Genomic DNA, 17,947 nt, shown 5'->3' with positions numbered 1-17,947 from the left:
ATTGCCTCATTGATTGCTCATGAATTGCCCCGTAAGCTGGAAATATGACGTCCTACATGCGCTCCTTCCTTATCCTGCTGCTAGTGCTTGCGCTTCAGATCAATGGGATAGCGGAAATGCTCATGACGGTTGGATCGTCCGGGCATCACATGATGTCCGATATGGAAGGTGTGGGCGCCATGACGACCGACCACGCTTCGATGGTTGGCGCCGATGACGGTGCTGAACACGAGTGCTGTGAAGCGAATGAGCATGGAACGGCGACCGTCTGCAAGACGGGCCAAGAATGCAAAACTGCAAGTATCCTTCAGCTTGTCTCAATAAAAGCCCAGCTGATGCCTGCTGCTAAACCCGTGACCACTCCCTATAACGGCCTGATCCCCTCTAGCCTTTTAGACGCCGTCTGGCGTCCACCCCGCGTCTAATTCCGATCAAATTATAGGAACCGCCCGAGTGAGCATTCGGGCCGGCTACTGCGCGCCTTTGGCTCGCATGAAAGATCAGGAATCCTTCGCAAATGAAACCCCGTATTTATTGGGCGCCGCCGTACGTGGCCGCCTTGATCATGGGCGCGCTCTCGTTTCCAGGGTTAGCGTCCGCTTTGACCTTAGAACAAGCTCTGAGCGTGGCCGAGCAAGACGCGCCTTCGCTGCATGCGCAAGCCGCCAACCTGGTGGCCGCACGCAGCGCTGCAATCCCTGCCGGCGAGCTTCCTGACCCTAAACTTAAGCTTGGACTGCAAAGCGTGCCCATCGAAGGTGACGCTCGCTGGCAGTTGGAGCAAGAGGCCATGACCATGCAAATGGTTGGGGTCATGCAAGATGTGCCAAACCGAGCGAAAAGGCGCGCTCGTGTCGAGGCCGCGCAGGCTAGTGTTGCGCTCGCAAACGCCCAGCAAACGGTTGAACGTCTCGGTGTGCGCCAAGCAACCGCCGAGGCATGGATCGCTAGCTTCGCGGTCGAGCAGAAGCTAAGCCTTTTCAAGCAGCTTTACAGCGAGAATCAGCTCCTTTCGCGGGCTGTTCAGGCCCGCATTGCTGGCGGCAGCGGACAAACCGCAGACAGCGTACTTCCGAGGCAAGAGGCAGCATTGCTGGCTGAACAAGAGGATGAGCTGCTGCGTAACCAGGCTGTTGCGCGGGCCGGCCTCCGGCGCTGGATAGGCGAGCTAGCAGGCCAGCCGCTTACAGGTGACTGGCCGCAATGGCTTGCCGCCGTTGATAACTATCAGCACAACCTGAACCGGCACCCGGCGTTACTCGCCTTCGACCCGATGACTCGTGAAGCGGAGGCAAAGGTTCACCAGGCCATCGCAGAGAAAACACCGGATTGGAGTTGGGGGATCGACTACCTGCGACGTGGCCGTGAGTACGGCGACATGGTGAACCTCAGCGTCAGCTTCGACCTGCCGCTGTTTACCAGCTCTCGGCAGGATCCGAAGATCGCGGCCGAACGAGCTCGCCTTGCCCAGATCGAGGCTCAGCGCCAAGCGACCTTGCGCCTGTACAACCAAGAGCTGAGTACTGACCTCGCTGAGTATCAGCGTCTGGACCGCGCACTCATCCGCCTCGACAAAACCTTACTACCCCTCGCTGAAGAGAAGGTCCGCCTTGCCATGGCCGATTACCGCTCCGGAAGCGGTGAGCTGACCGCTGTGATCGAAGCGCGACGACAGCTTGTGGAGACCCGGCTACGGCGTATTGACGTCGCCCGCGATCGATCGTTGAGCAATGCCCGCCTGCATTTCGCCTTTGGAGATACCCGACCATGACATTCCAACACAAGCGGCTGGTACTCGCCTTCAGTCTGCCTCTGATGATTAGCGCTGCAGCGCTAATCGGTCTGCCTACCGCAGCCTTCGGACAATCGCCTGCAGAAGAAGACAAGGAAGTGCTCTATTGGTATGACCCTATGGTCCCCCAGCAAAAGTTCGATAAGCCGGGCAAGTCGCCATTCATGGATATGGAATTGATTCCACGCTATGCAGATGAGGGAAGCGACGGGGCATCGATCAGTATCGACCCGAGCGTGACGCAGAATCTCGGCGTGCGCTTTGCAACCGTAACGCGTGAATCGATCAGCCAGTCGCTCGAAGCGACAGGCGCATTGATGTTCGACGAGCGAGACGTGGCGGTTGTGCAGGCGCGTGCCGGTGGCTTTGTCGAGCGCGTTTACGACCGAGCACCGGAGGATGTCATCGAAAAAGGCGCGCCGTTAGCCGATCTGCTGGTTCCCGAATGGGTTGCCGCACAGGAAGAGTACCTGGCGCTCAAAGGGATTGGCGAACCCCAGCTGCTCGCAGCGGCTCGCCAGCGGTTGCGCCTTGCTGGCATGCCGCCAGAAGTCATAGTGCAGCTAGAACGAACTGGTAAAGCGCGCCCTGTTTGGACAGTGAGGAGTCCAATAGGCGGCGTGCTGAACAGCCTCGACGTTCGCGAGGGCATGACCGTATCCACTGGTGCGTCTCTGGCACGTGTTAATGGGCTGGAAAAGGTATGGTTAGAGGTTGCGGTGCCTGAGGCGCAGGTTGCAAATGTGGCGCCTGGGCAGCTGGTCAACGCGCGCCTCCCGGCCTTTGCAGGTGAAGTTCTGGAAGGGACGATCCAGGCCGTACTACCACAAGCCAACTTGGATAGCCGTACTGTGCGCGTCCGGGTTGAACTGCCTAATCCGCAACAACGGCTTCGTCCCGGCATGACGGCCGAGGTGACGTTGAGTCGCAACGTCGAAGATGTCTTGGTCATCCCGTCCGAGGCGGTCATTCGCACCGGTCGGCGCGCATTGGTGATGCTGGCCGAGGATCAAGGCCGTTACCGCCCGATTGAGGTTCGCACAGGCCGGGAATTCGATGACCAGACAGAGGTGCTTGAAGGGCTGGAAGCCGGTCAGAAGGTCGTGGCGTCCGGTCAGTTTCTCCTGGATTCAGAGGCGAGCCTACGCGGGCTGACCGCTCAGGGTTTGGAGGAGCCTGCAACTTCTACAGAACCTGCGCTGCACGAGGCTGAAGGTACGATCGTCAGCCTGGAAGATGGCATGGTTGGCCTGTCGCATGGGCCGTTCAAGACGCTGAACATGCCTGGGATGACAATGTCCTTTCCGGTTGCAGATCAATCGCTCCTAACAAAGTTGCAGACCGGCGATCACGTCCGTGTCGGCGCGCGTGAAAGCGAAGAGGGCCTGGTCATTGAGCACATCGAGAAGCTGGGGGGCCAGCGATGATCGCAGCCATAATTCGCTGGTCAGTGGCCAACCGCTTTCTGATCCTGCTGGCTACTGTGTTCGCGGTGGCTTGGGGTGTCTGGTCGGTCAAAAACACCGCTGTTGATGCATTGCCAGACCTTTCCGACGTTCAGGTCATCATCCGCACGCCATACCCCGGGCAGGCGCCCCGGATCGTTGAGAATCAGGTCACCTACCCACTGACGACGACCATGCTGTCTGTCCCCGGCGCAAAGACGGTCCGCGGCTACTCCTTCTTCGGGGATAGCTACGTGTACGTCCTGTTTGAGGACGGCACCGACCTCTATTGGGCCCGTTCTCGGGTGCTGGAGTACCTGAGTCAGGTGCAGAGTCGGCTTCCCGCCGCCGCCAAACCCGCTTTGGGCCCTGACGCCACAGGTGTCGGCTGGATCTACCAATATGCTTTGGTAGACCGAACGGGCAAACATGACCTCTCGCAGCTGCGCTCTTTGCAAGATTGGTTCCTGCGCTATGAGCTCAAGACACTGCCCAACGTGGCGGAAGTCGCGCCCATAGGCGGGATGGTCAAGCAGTATCAGGTCGTACTGGATCCCGTGCGCATGGCAAGCAGGGGCGTGACGCAGCAGCAGATTGCAAAGGCGATCGATGAAGCCAACCGTGAAACCGGCGGGAGTGTTCTGGAACTCGCAGAAACCGAGTTCATGGTCCGTGCGACCGGGTATCTCAAGACACTCAAAGACTTTCGAGCCATTCCTTTGCGTCTCGACGGCGGCGTGCCTGTGACGCTAGGGGACGTTGCGCATATCCAGCTCGGCCCGGAAATGCGCCGGGGCATCAGCGAGCTTGACGGTGAAGGTGAGGTAGTCGGCGGCGTGGTGATCCTGCGGAGCGGCAAGAACGCTCGGGAAACCATCGCTGCCGTTCAGACCAAACTGGATGAGCTGAAAGCGAGCCTGCCCCAAGGCGTCGAAATCGTCACGACGTACGACCGTAGCAAGCTGATCGACAGTGCCGTTGAAAACCTCACGCACAAGCTCATCGAGGAGTTCATTGTCGTTGCGTTGGTTTGCGCGATTTTTCTGTGGCATCTGCGCTCGTCGTTGGTCGCCATCGTGTCGTTGCCGATCGGCATCCTGATTGCTTTTGTGATCATGCAGCGGCAAGGCATCAACGCCAACATCATGTCGTTGGGTGGCATCGCGATCGCCATCGGAGCGATGGTCGATGCAGCAATCGTCATGATCGAAAACGCCCACAAGCACATTGAGGCCTGGCACAAGCGGCATCCTGACTCCACCTTGAAGGGCCAGGAGCACTGGAAGGTCATTACTGACGCGGCTGTTGAAGTGGGGCCGGCACTGTTCTTCAGCCTGCTGATCATCACGCTGTCGTTCATACCAGTGTTCACCCTGGAGGCGCAGGAAGGCCGGCTGTTCGGTCCACTGGCGTTCACCAAAACCTATGCAATGGCAGCCGCCGCGGGCCTGTCTGTCACGCTGGTTCCGGTGCTCATGGGGTATTGGATCAGGGGCAAAATCCCTGACGAACACCGTAATCCACTCAACCGTGGCCTCATCTGGATCTACAAGCCGGCCCTGGACGCGGTACTGCGCTGGCCCAAGATGACTCTGCTGGTGGCTGTTCTGGTCTTCCTGACAGGCTTGTGGCCGGCCTCTCGCCTTGGTGGGGAGTTCTTGCCCCCGCTGGATGAAGGTGACCTCCTTTATATGCCCACTGCGCTTCCAGGCCTCTCCGCTCAGAAGGCTTCTGAGCTACTGCAGCAGACGGACCGGCTCATAAAAACGGTTCCAGAAGTTGCACACGTGTTCGGTAAGGCTGGTCGAGCCGACACCGCTACAGATCCCGCCCCGCTGGAAATGTTCGAGACGACCATTCAGTTCAAGCCGAAGGATCAATGGCGCCCTGGGATGACGCCTGACAAGCTGGTTGAGGAGTTGGATCGCACCGTACAGGTACCTGGATTAGCCAATCTGTGGATCCCGCCGATTCGAAACCGTATCGATATGCTGGCGACGGGTATCAAGAGCCCGATCGGGGTGAAAGTGTATGGCACTGACTTGGCACAGATCGACAAAGCCACCCAGGCAGTGGAAAAAATCGCCAAAACGGTGCCTGGGGTCAGTTCGGCACTTGCTGAGAGACTGACCGGCGGCAGGTATATCGATGTGGATATCGATCGTGTCGCCGCCGCACGCTACGGCCTGAATATCGCGGACGTGCAATCGATCGTGGCCGGTGCCATCGGTGGTCAAACCATTGGTGAAACCGTGGAAGGGCTCGCCAGGTATCCGATCAACCTCCGCTATGGCCGCGAGTGGCGCGACTCGATATCCGATCTGCGCAACCTACCGATCTACACGCCGCAAGGCAGCCAGATCACGTTGGGGACCGTGGCCAAAGTACAGGTGACAGACGGACCGCCCATGCTTAAAAGCGAAAACGCAAGGCTGTCGGGCTGGGTTTACGTCGATGTTCGTGGCCGCGACATGGCGGCTGTGGTGGGCGATCTGAGGGAAAAGATCAGCAAAGGGGTCCAGCTCGAATCCGGCATGAGCATCAGCTATTCCGGCCAATTCGAATTCATGGAGCGAGCTAACGCGAAGCTGAAGCTCGTCGTGCCGGCTACCTTGCTCATCATTTTTGTCTTGCTCTACCTCACGTTTGGGCGCTTTGGGGAGGCGTTGCTGATCATGGCCACGCTGCCATTCGCCCTAACCGGTGGCGTCTGGTTCCTCTATTTGCTCGGGTACAACCTATCCGTAGCGACAGGAATCGGTTTCATCGCACTGGCAGGCGTTTCTGCTGAGTTCGGCGTCATTATGCTGCTGTATTTGAAGAACGCATGGACAGATCGGGTTAACGCTGGAGCCCATGGCGAAGGCGTACTGCTCGACGCAATCCGCGAAGGCGCTGTGCAGCGGGTGCGCCCCAAGGCCATGACCGTAGCAGTGATTATCGCCGGTCTGCTGCCCATCCTCTGGGGTAGCGGAACCGGCAGCGAAATCATGAGCCGCATCGCCGCGCCCATGGTGGGCGGGATGATCACCGCCCCTTTGCTCTCCCTGTTCGTTCTGCCGGCAGCTTACCTGCTGATGCGCCGCCGGCAATTGCGAGTTACCACCCAGCAAGCAACCAACCCCACTGGAGAACATCCATGAACATTAAGCACATCACCCTTGCCTCACTCTTCCTGGTGCCAGTCGCCTATGCCGCCGACAAGGAGCCAATGGACGGCATGCCGATGGATCACAAAGGCATGAACATGCCAATGGACCAGAAGTCGGCGGGACAGACCGCTACAGCCACAGGTACGGTCAAGAAAGTAAACACCGAGAGCGGAACCGTCACCATTGCCCACGGCCCGGTCGAAGCGTTGGGCTGGCCGTCGATGACGATGGGCTTCAAAGCAAAGCCTGATCAGCTCCAAACGCTGAAAGAAGGGGACCAGGTCGAATTCGAGTTCTCCTCGAAAGGTATGGATTCCACCATTACGCGCATCGAAAAGCAGTAAAGAGCAGAAAGCGACCGCCGCAGGCGCGGCGGTCGTACCAACACGAGAATGAAGCGATTACCGCTTTGTAACCTTGGCAACAGCTTCTTGTAAGTAGCAAGCCTTTAATCTACAGGCATCAACTAACCAAGAGGTGCAAACCATGAACCGCATAACCAAAGTAATCGTTCCTTTTATTCTGACCGTTGCTTCCTCGCTTGCAATGGCCGAAGGCGGAAGCGAACGTACGCTGAATCGCTTAAATGACTCGGCAGGAGCAAAGCCCACCCTTAAGGAGCTTGTCAAAGAGGGTCAAGTGCTGAGCATCGCACCTGCAGGGGCGACCGGCACGACTCGAATGATTCAAAACTATAGAACTAGTGCCCAAGTCCAGACGTATGAGATGAAGGTCAAGACCCCCGACGGGAAGATCCATACGGTAGAGTTCCTGAGCACCCCAGTTGGCGTGAACAATGGCTAATCTGCCAAGCTTAATATCCGAGGGATAGTTAGATGAGCAGCATAATATCCAAGATTAAAAGCGTACTGCAGCGCAATCCGGTCGTAACGGGGTTAACCGCAGCTGTGGTTGGCTACATGCTACTGAACCAAAGCACTGCGGCGTTGGCAACAACGCTGCCAAGCCTGCTCTTTCTCTTGCCCTGCTTGTTGATGATGGTCGTATGCATGAAGCATATGTCTAGCGGTAAGTGCGACAAGCCCAAGGAGCCCAACGTTGGCGAAAACACCTTGTTAAGCAAAAGCGAATAACCCACTGAACTTAGAGATTTAACATGCGAAAGGCCATCACCGTTACAGCAATCGCAATCACCTTGGCGAGCGGACTGAGTTTCGCAGCGGCAGATAAAGCGGACCAAAGCCATTCAGAAACCGGCATGATGAGCGGCGACAAGCATATGGAAATGATGGGTGACATGCGTGGAATGATGAAAGAGTGTCGTGAGATGATGGGGGCCGCCAAAGCCGACCACTCGCAAAATGGCGAAAATCCAGACGCAGCATAGGATATGAGGGTGTGAGTAACAATGATCGAAGCAGGTGGGGGGTGCCCCACCTGCTTTTTTGTGCTTGATGGCCTAACCAGGACCGTACTGATGGGAAAAGTGTCACTGACGAGCAGAATGGCGATAGCTTTCATGCTCGTGGTTACGGTTGTGCTGCTGGCGGCCGCAATCAGCTTTAATTATTTTTGTCAGCTCCATTTCGAACGCAAAGATGCACAAGTGCTTAATGAAAAGGCCGCTGCAGTAGAGCGTACGCTACTCAACAGCTCAGCATTCGGGCCTGAGACCGCTTCAAGGATCGATGCCGTTATTGAGCACTCCTTTGGCTTCGCGACTGCGGTTGTAGTAGACGGTAAGACGGTTTACTCCCATCACAATCTGTCTGAGAGCTTGCTACCTCTTGTCACAGACATCCAAGAGGAACGCTGGACGGTAAGTTTCGGTGGCCACCAGTACAGCGGAATTACCAGAAAAGTAAATCGGTGGGTAGAAGGGCAGGACACTGTTATCTATTTGGCTTTGGATGTAACGCACCGAATCCACTTCTTCGATATGATTCAGCAGTGGTTTGCTTATACGCTTGTCGTTAGTGCACTTCTGAGTGGCGCGTTAGGTGTTGTTCTGATCAGGAAAGGCTTAAAACCAATAGACGAACTGTCCAAGACTTCTTCTACAGTAACCGCCCACTGCTTAGATACCAGAATTCCAACCGAGTCGGTGCCAGGCGAGCTGCATGAACTCGTAGACAACTTCAACGAAATGCTTTCGCGCTTGGACGACTCTTTTCTCAGATTGTCAGGTTTCTCAGCGGATATCGCGCATGAGCTAAGAACGCCGCTGAACAGCATGCTTACCCAAATGGAGGTCGCGCTCTTGCGCGACCGCGAGAATACCGACTACAAAGACATTTTGTATTCCGCCCTCGAAGAACTTAGGCGCATGTCAAAGATGGTCGATGACATGCTATTCCTCGCCAAGGCGGACAACGGGAAGATTACGCCCAATGCCGAAGATGCCAGCATGGCTGAGATTACCGCGAGCGTTATCGAATATTACGAGCTTGCAGCCGAGGACAAAAAGGTAGAAATCGCGCTTTCAGGCGATGGATCGGTACATGGCGATAAATCGATGCTGAGACGGGCCGTCTCAAACATAGTCTCTAACGCAGTTCGATATGCAGAGGAAGGCAGCACCATCAGCGTTGAAATAAGCGAGAGCGGTGGCTCGGTTTGCACAGCCATATCCAACCGAGGCACAACGATTCCAGCCGAGCTTCAGGCCCGAGTGTTTGATCGATTCTATAGGGTCGACACCGCAAGGCGCGAAGGAACCACCATGAATGCGGGCCTCGGCATGGCTATCACTCGTTCGATAGTCGAAGCGCACAAAGGGCGCATCGCTTGCGAATCAGCTGAGGGGCATACGACTTTCACAATGACGCTTCCAAAGCTTATGTCTAGTTAATGGCAGAGTGCCAGCAACGACCCTGACCTACGCTCATAGAAACGCCAGGCTGAACCGAAAGAGGCCGAGACTTTCGAAGCTGTATGTTTGGTTCTGGAGGTTCCCGTGCAAGCGTCCTCATCGAGAAAATGCGGTACGACAGCCGCAGCGCTCAACGAAGCGTGCTTCTGCGTAAGCCTAGATCAAGCTGCGCTCGTAAACTCATTGACCGAACAGCTTGGGAATTCAGAGCTGTCGGAGCTATTGAAGTCACGTTGCCCTCATGTGTTTGCAGCACGACCGGTCTTTGTTTCATCCTTGCGGCTGCGCCAGGTTAATGAGGTTATTCAGGCCATCGAGCAGACCGTGAGCTCGCCCGGTTGGCGTGAGCATGCTCTGGATTCTGCACCTCCTATTGCCCGACACGATCCTCGGGGCGCGCGCGGCGTCTTCTTTGGCTACGACTTCCATCTGGATGATGACAAGCTTGGGCTCATCGAAATAAACACAAATGCGGGCGGAGCGATGCTAAACGTATTGCTCGCCCGCGCGCAGCGTAGTTGTTGCAGCGGCGTAGTCGGGCTTTCGCCAGGTCAGGAAGGACCCGGCGGCTTCGAGCGTTCGATTCTGGATATGTTCGCCCAGGAATGGTCTACGAGCGGCGAGCCACGTCCGCTCACGCGCGTGGTGATCTTGGATGAAAGCCCACAAGCCCAATACCTGTATCCGGAGTTCCTTCTTTTTCAGCGGTTATTCGAGTCAGCAGGAATCGACTGCCTAATCGCAGACCCAGCCGATCTGGCCTTTCACAACGAGTCCCTCTTGGTCGACGGAAAGCCTGTGGATCTCGTCTACAACCGACTCACCGATTTCTATCTGGAAGGCGACAATTGCAGCGCGCTGCGCAGCGCTTATTTGGCTGATGTCGTGACGGTAACGCCACACCCTCAGGCCTATGCCCTTTACGCCGACAAACGCAGGTTGGTTGACCTAACCAACGCACGTTTTTTGGAAGAGATTGGCGTTGATCAGCAAATCCGAACCGTATTGGCCCAATACGTCCCGCTTACCGTTCCTGTCGGGCATGGTAATGCAGAGCACCTGTGGCAAAACCGCCGTAGCCTCTTTTTCAAGCCTGTCAGCGGGTATGGTAGTCGCGGTGCATACCGAGGAGACAAGCTCACCAAGCGCGTTTGGGAAGAAATCGTTGGCGGAAACTACGTGGCCCAGTCCCTTGTAGCTCCTGGCGAGCGTAGAATCGTCGCCGACCCTCAGGTACGATCGATGAAGTTTGATCTGCGCGCTTACGCTTATGCTGGCGAGGTGCAGTGGAACGCTGCCAGGGTCTACCAAGGCCAGACGACCAACTTCAGAACAGAGGGGGGCGGTTTTGCTCCCGTTTTTACCTTAGGCGAGGAAGAGGAGCGAGCCGGTTCTACAGAGCAACGGTCGCACGCCTCGTTCATGTTCTTGCTCGACGAAACCGGCGCCGTAGAGGAACTGCCGCACCCGCTATATCTGGCGCTGGTTCGAGCCGAAATGGCTACTTCTAAGCTTGCCGGTAAGCGTTTCCGATTGGCGGACTGGTATGTGGCAATGGAAGATGGCCATCCTTCCGAAGTCATCCGAGAATTGTACGGCTGGGTTGCTTTCGACGCAGATGGCGCCTACCACCCTGAAGTTGGCCCACCAGAAAATGGTCAGCCAAATAGTATTGGCAATGTTGACTCATCTGCCCTGCCAACACCGGAAGAACATGATCGAATCGAAGGTCTGTTGTTTCAAAGTGAGTGAGGTCCCGCGCGCCACGAAAGGCGCGGCTTGGGACAGAATAACCTCGCCGCTCAGTTTTGGAGCCAGCTACACCCAGCCGTCTTAGCCGCCACACATCTAATGTGCGAATACTAACCCTGCGGTCACACTCGACAAGAACGTGGCATATGCTGGGTGCTGAATTGTTCTCTCCGAGTGTTCTATTGCTCACGATAACTCTTTGGGCTTGCTAAGCCGAGTAGTCGGGTCTCAAGGCTTGAAGGCCATCTTAGTGGGCCCGCTCTTTCGCGCAGTGGTCCATAGCGCGACGTTGGTATTGTCTGCTTATAAGCTATTAGCGATTGATTAGTTCAGGGGAACATTACGCGTAGTACAGCGCTGGCAGCGCTTTAAGCCGGTCTTAAAGCGGTCGATGATTACATTTTTGTAAGCTTCTCAAAAAATCGAAACCTCATCATCTTCGGCTTGTCCGTTTTTAGGAGAGCATTCGAAAGCCACTTCTAAGCAGGGCTGCGCGAACACGTTGAGTCGCCGATCCAGCAGCAATCATTAAAGAGGTCTAACTATGCAAATGTCTTACTGGCGCTTTGCAGCGATGGTAGCCACGTCTACGATCATTATGTATGGCGTGATGTACTTAAATACTTACTCGTTCGAGCATGTTTTTTGGAGCGAGACTCGCGCTTGGATGGCATTAGTGATGGGCGCGGTAATGGCAGTAGTCATGCTCGCATTCATGCTCAACATGTATAAGCGTAAGTCAGTAAACCTAGCGATATTGGCAGGAAGTGCAGTAGCTTTTACCATTGCACTATGGCTTGTACGTGGGCAAGCGACGGTAGACGACACGGACTACATGAAGGCCATGATCCCCCACCATTCCATAGCAATCCTAACAAGTGAACGAGCTCAGATTTCAGATCCTCGCGTCCGCAAGTTAGCTGACGAAATCATCGACGCTCAGCGCCGAGAAATCGCAGAAATGAAGTCCCTGATCAATGAACTAGAAAGGGCAAATTGATTCCCAGAAACGGTGTGTCCACAGCCCAGGGCATGACGGTGGCGACATTGATGGTCTCGCTACCGCTCAGGCGAATCTCCTCAGCGATTGCCGCGCCGAGATTTATGACGCCACCTTTGGTCGCTGCGGAGGAGGCATGATAAGCCAGCGGTATCTCGCTCTCGACTGAGCCCACGTTGACAAGCGTGCCGAAGCCTTGAGCTCTGAACTGGCGCATGGCTGCGTGGCTGCCATAGATCATGCCCTTAAGATTGACATCCACGATCCGCGCATGGTCCTCGACGGGAACGTCCTCGAAACGACCCAGCGCTCCGACCGCAGCGTTGTTAATCCAAACGTCGATCCTGCCGAAACGCTCGATGGCGGCTCGTGCCAAGTCCTGCATCTCGTTCGGGTTGCTCACGTCGGTGGTCACCACCAGTGCCGATCCTCCAGCCATGCGTATCTGCGCGGCCAGTTCTTCGAGCACGTCGGTCCGGCGGGCCGCTAGCACCACGTCGCCTTGCAGAGCGGCAAGCTTGAGCGCCACGCCGCGGCCGAAGCCACTGGAGGCACCAGTGATGACAAAGGTTTTGCGAGCAACGCTTGGCTGGTCGCTTGGTTTCAGGCGCGGGGAAACGGCGCAGCCACTGAGTTGCAGAACGGCGAGCAGTACTAGCAGCAAAGCCAATCGCTGCGATGGGAATATTCGCAAAACCATTTTCGTTTTCTCCCAGCAAAATAAGGTCGCATGGCCCGCTTGGTTGTTGTTGGACCGCCTTTTTGCCAGGAGCTTTCATGCTAATTCACTCAATTAGTTTTCAGCGCTCAATCGGGAGACAGTGGCAAGAGAATAGACCGTTACGGTGGCGATCATCGGTGGCTAAGTAAGAGTTGCTAGCGCGTAACTATCGTATTTCGCTTTGGAATGAAATGCTGCTGGACAGGGATTGATTCGCTCTTGGCAGTTGCGGGTATCGTACGCACTTTTTCGATATGTCATGGAGGCGCGAACATTAAGCGCACCATGGCTTTTCTTATTCTTCGAGGGGCTCTGACACTCCCAATTTAGTAGTGCCAGAGCAGTGAGTTACGGATGTTATCCTGCCATACGCTCACATTCCTCAGCGCAGTTCATGCACGCCTTCGCACACTCTTGGCAATGATCCATTTCATGCTTCGCGCATTCCTCTCCGCATGCACGGCAGATCTTGGCGCAAAGGGCGCAGAACTTCTTAGCATATTCACTTTCGCGGCTCATCAGTGTGGCAGCCAACCTGCAAATGTCCGCGCAGTCGCGGTCAAGCTCGATGCAGCGAGCCATCATTTTTACATCATCCTCGCGTAGGCAAGCAGAGGCGCACATTTCGCACACTAGGGCACAGTTCGAACAAGCTTGGATACAGGATGCGAACATTGAGTTTGTCATTTACGTTCTCCAGGGTTCGATAGTTGTATTTCGTCGTTTGGTTACTGGCCGATATGGCTCATCAGCCTGTTAGCAGACACTGAATTACGACACGCTCCTACCGAGCCCGTTTCGAAAAACCTCATTACAATGTTGTAAGGTAAGTCCAACCGCACCGGGGATCTGCGGGCGCAGTTGGTGGCGATGTGGCCGTCAGATTGCCTGTACGGCTTCGCTAGTCTGTTCGAGATGATTGAGTTGAAAATGAGGGAGCTCCCTGTCGCCACGACTGGGAGCATTCGTTGGGGAACGGCCGGAGCGCAAGCCGCTTAACTAGGTAAGTTACTGGCCTTGCGGCCTAACTTTTAGGAAGGAAGCAATTGCAAAGCCCTCCGGTACCGTTGCGTCGACTAGGATGGCCTAGGGCCGATCCTCTGCTTGCTGAACCGCCTTTCTTAGAGCCTCGATCAGAACCGCATAGGCACACATATACCGGATGTTAGTGCTCGTGTTGCTTCCCGTCTGCGTGCACATGGTTTTTTGAAGGGGATTTGCCTTCCGCATCGGCACTGTCACTGCCATTGCTGTGCTCAACCGCCTGGGGCTCCTCGGACGCATGATGGTCATCGCTTTCGTTATTACCATGATGACCGGAGCCTGATTGGCCGGATGCTCCACCTGTGCTGCTGGAGCCATGGTGATCCGAGCCGCCACTGTCGCCCTGATGGTGGTCGCCCGAGGCCATCTCGCCGTGTTGCTCACTATGCCCAGCTGGGGTCTCCCCACCACCATGCTGGTGACCACCGCTAGACGCAACGAGTGCTCGATACGCTCCTTCATCTAACTCAGGAAGCTTCTGCAGAAAAGCCACCATTCCCCAGATGTACGGGTCAGCCATGCTTTTACCCCACGCGGGCATCCCAGTGGCCTTAATGCCATGCTTGATGACCCAAAATGTTTTTGCTGGGTCATCGTATGGCCCCGCTTCAGCCAGGCTGGGTGGAGCGGGATAAAGGCCATTGCTTAGCTCGGTCTCAGCCATGCCTGGCGCCAAATGACAACCCACACACATCGAGTCGTAGTTCCCCGCCCCGGCGCGGATTTGGTCTTCATCGTCGAGAGATGGCACGACTATGTCTTCGGAGCGAACCTCAATCGAGCGATTGCGAGCAGTTTCCAGGAATGCGTGCACGACTCCCGTATGAGGATCATCCGCGGCAACGTTTATTAGTCCCGAGAAAACAACACCGGCCACCACCAACAGGCCTAGTGCGCAGAAGGCAGCGAAGCTAATAATTATTCTTTTCATCTAGGGTCCTTAAAACCAAAGCCTGATGCCAGCAACGAACCGCGCCTCATCTACGTCTTCGCCTTCATCTCTCGCCATATCGGCGGTATTACCGTATGCCCGGCTCCACGTGACGCCGATGTACGGTGCGAACTCACGAACGATTTCGTATCGGAGGCGGAGCCCCACCTCTGTGTTTGCGAGACCAGCGCCTACTCCGCGCGCAGGATCGTCCTTGCCATAGAAATTGAGCTCGGCAGTCGGTTGGAGGATCAGCCGGTTAGTGAGGAGAATGTCGTACTCGCCTTCAAAACGTGCTGCTGTCTGCCCACCTTCACCGACGAAGGCGGTGGCTTCCGCCTCAAAGTTATACAGAGCCATCCCCTGGACGCCTAAAGCCGCCCACGTCTGCGGCGACTCGGGCTTAAAGTCCTGGCGAACACCTGCTACCACATCCCACCAGGGGCTGATGGCACGCCCGTAGAGCGCCTGAATTTCCGCATCTTCAGTAACGCCATTCGTTCGCTCACCTTCCGAGCGAAACCAGAACCGATTGATATCGCCACCAACCCAGGCAGTAGCTTCCCAACTGAGGGTGCTACCTTCATTTGCGTTCTGGTACTCAAGTTGATCTAGCAGAAGGAACCAGGCCAGATACTTGTCATGGACTGTATGACCTTGAAGACCAGGGAAAGCCGCTTCTCTATCCGCATCGGTCAATACTGGAATGAACGAGGGATGAACCATGCCGGGCATTTCGAGCGTATCGTCATGCTTCATTTGGCCATGGTTCATCGTGCTATGGTCCATCGCACCATGACCCATCGCAGAATGGTCCGTTTGCCCACCGGAGCCATGATTCTTAGCTGCGGGCTTCGCTGAAGATGCAGGGGCTTGAGCTGCCTCAGCAGGAGGGGTTTGATGCATCGAATGATCCATCATCTCGGCAGCGTTGGCTGTCCCTCCAGCCGCTGCGCTCAACGAAACTCCGAGCGCAATCAGAGCAAAGCGAGAAGGTCTAGTGGTCATGGTGCGAATCCACCTCAGTATCAGTGGCCTTGGGGTCATGATCCATCTTGCCGTGCTCCATTTCTCCATGGTCCATCGAGCCATGATCCATGTCGTCGTGGTTCATTTTTGAGTTAGAGGTGCCTTGTGTCTGAGATGCCGGCTTGTTGCCTGGATTCTGCGATGAAGCCGATGATTGCTTGTGCTGATCATGCTTTTGCTCTGCAAACGCAGCTGACATATTCATTACGCCCAGCAGACTGAACATTAACGCGCTGCCGATAAGAGTTTTACGCTTCGTAAAATTTCCCATATAAAGTTCCTCTTACTCGTCCACTCGGACTTCACGAAACATGCCCATTTCCATGTGAAGCAGTAGGTGACAGTGATAAGCCCAACGCCCGAGCGCATCGGCTGTCACGCGGTAGCTGCGCTTCGAACCTGGAGGCATGTCGATCGTGTGCTTGCGAACCATGAACTTTCCATTCTCATCTTCAAGATCGCTCCACATACCATGCAGATGAATCGGATGGGTCATCATGGTGTCGTTGACCAAAGTGATGCGTACCCGCTCGCCATATTTGAGCCGCAGGGGCTCCGAATCAGAGAACTCTATACCGTCAAATGACCAGGAGAACTTCTCCATGTGGCCGGTGAGATGGAGTTCGATCGTCCGACTGGGCTCACGGCCGTCCGGATCGGGGAAAGTGCTTCTCAAGTCGCTATAGGTCAGGACTCGGCGGCCGTTGTCTCGTAAGCCAATACCGGGATCGTTCAGCCTATGAGTTGGGCTCATGGTCTGCATGTCCACCAGTGGGTTATTGGACTCTGAGGGCGGGTGCGATTGCATACCTGCGCTCATCCCAGCCATTCCAGAGTGGTCCATCCCGGACATCCCACCCATTTTGCTGTGATCCATGCCGGCCATTGCGCCCATGTCGCCCATCCCTTGCATGTCACCGTGGTTCATGCCGGACATGTTGCTATGGTCCATCGCGCCCATGTCGCCGCCATGGTCCATGCCCGCCATACCGCCCATGCTGCCGTGATCCATCCCCATGTCGTCCATGGTGATTAGTGGTCGAGGATCGGTTTCTGGAACAGGAGCGCTCAGCCCTTCGGCAACCGCTAGCGTGCCACGGGCGTATCCTGTGCGATCCATCGATTGGGCGAAGATCGTGTAAGCCTCCTCGGTCGCAGGCTCGACAATCACATCGTAGGTTTCTGCCACGGCAATGCGGAATTCGTCGACGCTAACTGGGTTGACGTATTGGCCATCGGCTGCGACTACAGTCATCTTCAGCCCTGGAATGCGGACATCGAAATAGCTCATGGCCGAGCCGTTGATGAACCGCAGACGAAGCTTCTCGCCGGGCTTAAAGATGCCGGTCCAGTTCCCGTCGGGTGCTTGGCCGTTCATTAGATAGGTATAGGTGTAGCCGCTTACGTCGGCGAGGTCGGTGGGACTCATTTTCATCTGAGCCCACATTTTCCGATTCGCAATCGTAGCGGCCCAGCCGTCTTCGCTCACATCGTTAATGAAGTCTCCGACAGTGCGCTTGTGGAAGTTGTAATAATCGGACTGCTTCTTGAGCTTAGAAAGGATTCGAGCGGGATCCTCATCGGACCAATCAGTCAACATCACCACATAGTCGCGGTCATAGCTGAACGGTTCGGGATCCTTCGCATCGATGACCAAGGGACCATAGACACCAAGCTGCTCTTGTAGGCCTGAATGACTGTGGTACCAATAGGTACCGTTCTGTTTAACCTGAAACTTGTAGACATACATGCCATCGGGAGCGATGCCGTGGAAGCTCAATCCAGGCACGCCATCCATGTTGGCCGGCAGGATCATGCCGTGCCAGTGAATCGATGTATCTTCGCTCAACTTATTTCTGACTCGCAGCGTGACGGTATCCCCTTCACGCCAACGTAGAAGCGGCCCTGGGATGCTCCCATTGATAGTCATCGCTGTCCGGGCCGCGCCGGTGATATTGACCGGCGTCTCCCCAATCAGCAGATCGAACTCCGTGCCACTTAGTACGCTGGGCTGGCCTGGGCTAGTCACTGCCCAGACCGGAGCTCGCCACAAGCCAAGACCGCCAAGGATGCCTGCGGCAGTCAAGCCTTTAACAAAGGTTCGCCTAGAGGTTTTACGTTGCATGTGTAGGTTCCAATCAAACTAAGGAGCCAAGCCGAAACCAGCCGTAAGGTTGGTGTTGCCAGCGTTAATTGATCTTAGAAACTCGCGCACGGTCTGTCTTATCAAGCGACTCGCCTTTAATCG

17 protein-coding genes are annotated in these 17,947 nt (G+C 55.7%); 11 read left to right on the top strand and 6 right to left on the bottom strand.

From position 1 onward, the window contains the following. Positions 1-44: 44 nt before the first annotated feature. The 11 genes from CXK91_RS11265 to CXK91_RS11215 all read left to right on the top strand — a co-directional run bounded on the left by CXK91_RS11265 (position 45) and on the right by CXK91_RS11215 (position 11,974). Positions 45-425 (top strand): hypothetical protein, encoded by a 381-nt coding sequence (locus CXK91_RS11265; RefSeq protein WP_003292653.1) that lies wholly within the window; start codon positions 45-47, stop codon positions 423-425. Positions 426-517: 92 nt separating this feature from the next. Then, on the top strand, positions 518-1,771 hold the full coding sequence (locus tag CXK91_RS11260) for a TolC family protein (RefSeq protein WP_003292652.1): 1,254 nt from the start codon (positions 518-520) through the stop codon (positions 1,769-1,771). After that, positions 1,768-3,219 (top strand): efflux RND transporter periplasmic adaptor subunit, encoded by a 1,452-nt coding sequence (locus tag CXK91_RS11255; protein WP_015275570.1) that lies wholly within the window; start codon positions 1,768-1,770, stop codon positions 3,217-3,219. The genes CXK91_RS11260 and CXK91_RS11255 overlap by 4 nt, the downstream gene beginning before the upstream one ends. After that, positions 3,216-6,380: an efflux RND transporter permease subunit gene (locus CXK91_RS11250; protein WP_003292650.1), complete on the top strand. Its 3,165-nt coding sequence runs from the start codon at positions 3,216-3,218 to the stop codon at positions 6,378-6,380. The genes CXK91_RS11255 and CXK91_RS11250 overlap by 4 nt, the downstream gene beginning before the upstream one ends. Beyond that, the gene (locus CXK91_RS11245) at positions 6,377-6,733 is read left to right on the top strand and encodes a copper-binding protein (RefSeq protein WP_003298789.1); all 357 of its coding nucleotides are present in this window, start codon (positions 6,377-6,379) and stop codon (positions 6,731-6,733) included. The genes CXK91_RS11250 and CXK91_RS11245 overlap by 4 nt, the downstream gene beginning before the upstream one ends. Before the next feature lie 142 nt (positions 6,734-6,875). Next, positions 6,876-7,193, top strand: coding sequence for a co-regulatory protein PtrA N-terminal domain-containing protein (locus CXK91_RS11240; RefSeq protein WP_003292648.1), 318 nt, complete (start codon positions 6,876-6,878; stop codon positions 7,191-7,193). 32 nt (positions 7,194-7,225) lie between these two features. Beyond that, the gene (locus CXK91_RS11235; RefSeq protein ID WP_003292647.1) at positions 7,226-7,483 is read left to right on the top strand and encodes a DUF2933 domain-containing protein; all 258 of its coding nucleotides are present in this window, start codon (positions 7,226-7,228) and stop codon (positions 7,481-7,483) included. Positions 7,484-7,506: 23 nt separating this feature from the next. Further along, positions 7,507-7,737: a hypothetical protein gene (locus tag CXK91_RS11230; RefSeq protein ID WP_003292646.1), complete on the top strand. Its 231-nt coding sequence runs from the start codon at positions 7,507-7,509 to the stop codon at positions 7,735-7,737. Positions 7,738-7,827: 90 nt separating this feature from the next. Beyond that, entirely contained in the window at positions 7,828-9,201 is a 1,374-nt protein-coding gene (locus CXK91_RS11225; protein ID WP_003292645.1) for a heavy metal sensor histidine kinase, read from the top strand. Positions 9,202-9,306: 105 nt separating this feature from the next. After that, the gene (locus CXK91_RS11220) at positions 9,307-10,974 is read left to right on the top strand and encodes a hypothetical protein (RefSeq protein WP_015275569.1); all 1,668 of its coding nucleotides are present in this window, start codon (positions 9,307-9,309) and stop codon (positions 10,972-10,974) included. A gap of 544 nt (positions 10,975-11,518) precedes the next feature. Next, entirely contained in the window at positions 11,519-11,974 is a 456-nt protein-coding gene (locus tag CXK91_RS11215) for a DUF305 domain-containing protein (RefSeq protein WP_003292642.1), read from the top strand. On the opposite strand, the gene CXK91_RS11210 is transcribed toward CXK91_RS11215, so the two are convergent. The 6 genes from CXK91_RS11210 to CXK91_RS11185 all read right to left on the bottom strand — a co-directional run bounded on the left by CXK91_RS11210 (position 11,949) and on the right by CXK91_RS11185 (position 17,824). Beyond that, complete coding sequence (locus tag CXK91_RS11210; RefSeq protein ID WP_003292641.1) at positions 11,949-12,674, bottom strand: SDR family NAD(P)-dependent oxidoreductase; 726 nt, start codon at positions 12,672-12,674, stop codon at positions 11,949-11,951. The genes CXK91_RS11215 and CXK91_RS11210 overlap by 26 nt on opposite strands. 378 nt (positions 12,675-13,052) lie before the next feature. After that, positions 13,053-13,382 carry a four-helix bundle copper-binding protein gene (locus CXK91_RS11205; RefSeq protein WP_015275568.1) on the bottom strand — a complete coding sequence of 110 codons (330 nt, stop codon included), beginning with the start codon at positions 13,380-13,382 and terminating at the stop codon, positions 13,053-13,055. A gap of 478 nt (positions 13,383-13,860) precedes the next feature. After that, entirely contained in the window at positions 13,861-14,670 is an 810-nt protein-coding gene (locus CXK91_RS11200) for a c-type cytochrome (RefSeq protein ID WP_003292639.1), read from the bottom strand. 9 nt (positions 14,671-14,679) lie between these two features. Further along, positions 14,680-15,678, bottom strand: a complete 999-nt coding sequence (locus CXK91_RS11195; protein WP_015275567.1) for a copper resistance protein B — start codon at positions 15,676-15,678, stop codon at positions 14,680-14,682. Further along, a complete protein-coding gene (locus CXK91_RS11190) occupies positions 15,668-15,970 on the bottom strand; it encodes a hypothetical protein (protein WP_003292637.1) in 303 nt (100 codons plus the stop codon). Before CXK91_RS11190 ends, CXK91_RS11195 begins: the two co-directional genes overlap by 11 nt. A 12-nt stretch (positions 15,971-15,982) precedes the next feature. Then, positions 15,983-17,824, bottom strand: coding sequence for a copper resistance system multicopper oxidase (locus CXK91_RS11185; RefSeq protein WP_103456195.1), 1,842 nt, complete (start codon positions 17,822-17,824; stop codon positions 15,983-15,985). Positions 17,825-17,947: the final 123 nt, after the last annotated feature.

Origin of the sequence: Stutzerimonas stutzeri (assembly GCF_002909485.1) — a bacterium.
GTDB classification, from domain to species: Bacteria; Pseudomonadota; Gammaproteobacteria; order Pseudomonadales; family Pseudomonadaceae; genus Stutzerimonas; species Stutzerimonas stutzeri_AH.
This window is presented reverse-complemented; position numbering and strand designations above follow the sequence as displayed.

Coding starts and splice junctions, on each gene's coding strand:
- CXK91_RS11265 (WP_003292653.1), top strand. CDS start 45: ATGACGTCCTACATGCGCTCCTTCCTTATCCTGCTGCTAGTGCTTGCG.
- CXK91_RS11260 (WP_003292652.1), top strand. CDS start 518: ATGAAACCCCGTATTTATTGGGCGCCGCCGTACGTGGCCGCCTTGATC.
- CXK91_RS11255 (WP_015275570.1), top strand. CDS start 1,768: ATGACATTCCAACACAAGCGGCTGGTACTCGCCTTCAGTCTGCCTCTG.
- CXK91_RS11250 (WP_003292650.1), top strand. CDS start 3,216: ATGATCGCAGCCATAATTCGCTGGTCAGTGGCCAACCGCTTTCTGATC.
- CXK91_RS11245 (WP_003298789.1), top strand. CDS start 6,377: ATGAACATTAAGCACATCACCCTTGCCTCACTCTTCCTGGTGCCAGTC.
- CXK91_RS11240 (WP_003292648.1), top strand. CDS start 6,876: ATGAACCGCATAACCAAAGTAATCGTTCCTTTTATTCTGACCGTTGCT.
- CXK91_RS11235 (WP_003292647.1), top strand. CDS start 7,226: ATGAGCAGCATAATATCCAAGATTAAAAGCGTACTGCAGCGCAATCCG.
- CXK91_RS11230 (WP_003292646.1), top strand. CDS start 7,507: ATGCGAAAGGCCATCACCGTTACAGCAATCGCAATCACCTTGGCGAGC.
- CXK91_RS11225 (WP_003292645.1), top strand. CDS start 7,828: ATGGGAAAAGTGTCACTGACGAGCAGAATGGCGATAGCTTTCATGCTC.
- CXK91_RS11215 (WP_003292642.1), top strand. CDS start 11,519: ATGCAAATGTCTTACTGGCGCTTTGCAGCGATGGTAGCCACGTCTACG.
- CXK91_RS11210 (WP_003292641.1), bottom strand. CDS start 12,674: ATGGTTTTGCGAATATTCCCATCGCAGCGATTGGCTTTGCTGCTAGTA.
- CXK91_RS11205 (WP_015275568.1), bottom strand. CDS start 13,382: ATGACAAACTCAATGTTCGCATCCTGTATCCAAGCTTGTTCGAACTGT.
- CXK91_RS11200 (WP_003292639.1), bottom strand. CDS start 14,670: ATGAAAAGAATAATTATTAGCTTCGCTGCCTTCTGCGCACTAGGCCTG.
- CXK91_RS11195 (WP_015275567.1), bottom strand. CDS start 15,678: ATGACCACTAGACCTTCTCGCTTTGCTCTGATTGCGCTCGGAGTTTCG.
- CXK91_RS11190 (WP_003292637.1), bottom strand. CDS start 15,970: ATGGGAAATTTTACGAAGCGTAAAACTCTTATCGGCAGCGCGTTAATG.
- CXK91_RS11185 (WP_103456195.1), bottom strand. CDS start 17,824: ATGCAACGTAAAACCTCTAGGCGAACCTTTGTTAAAGGCTTGACTGCC.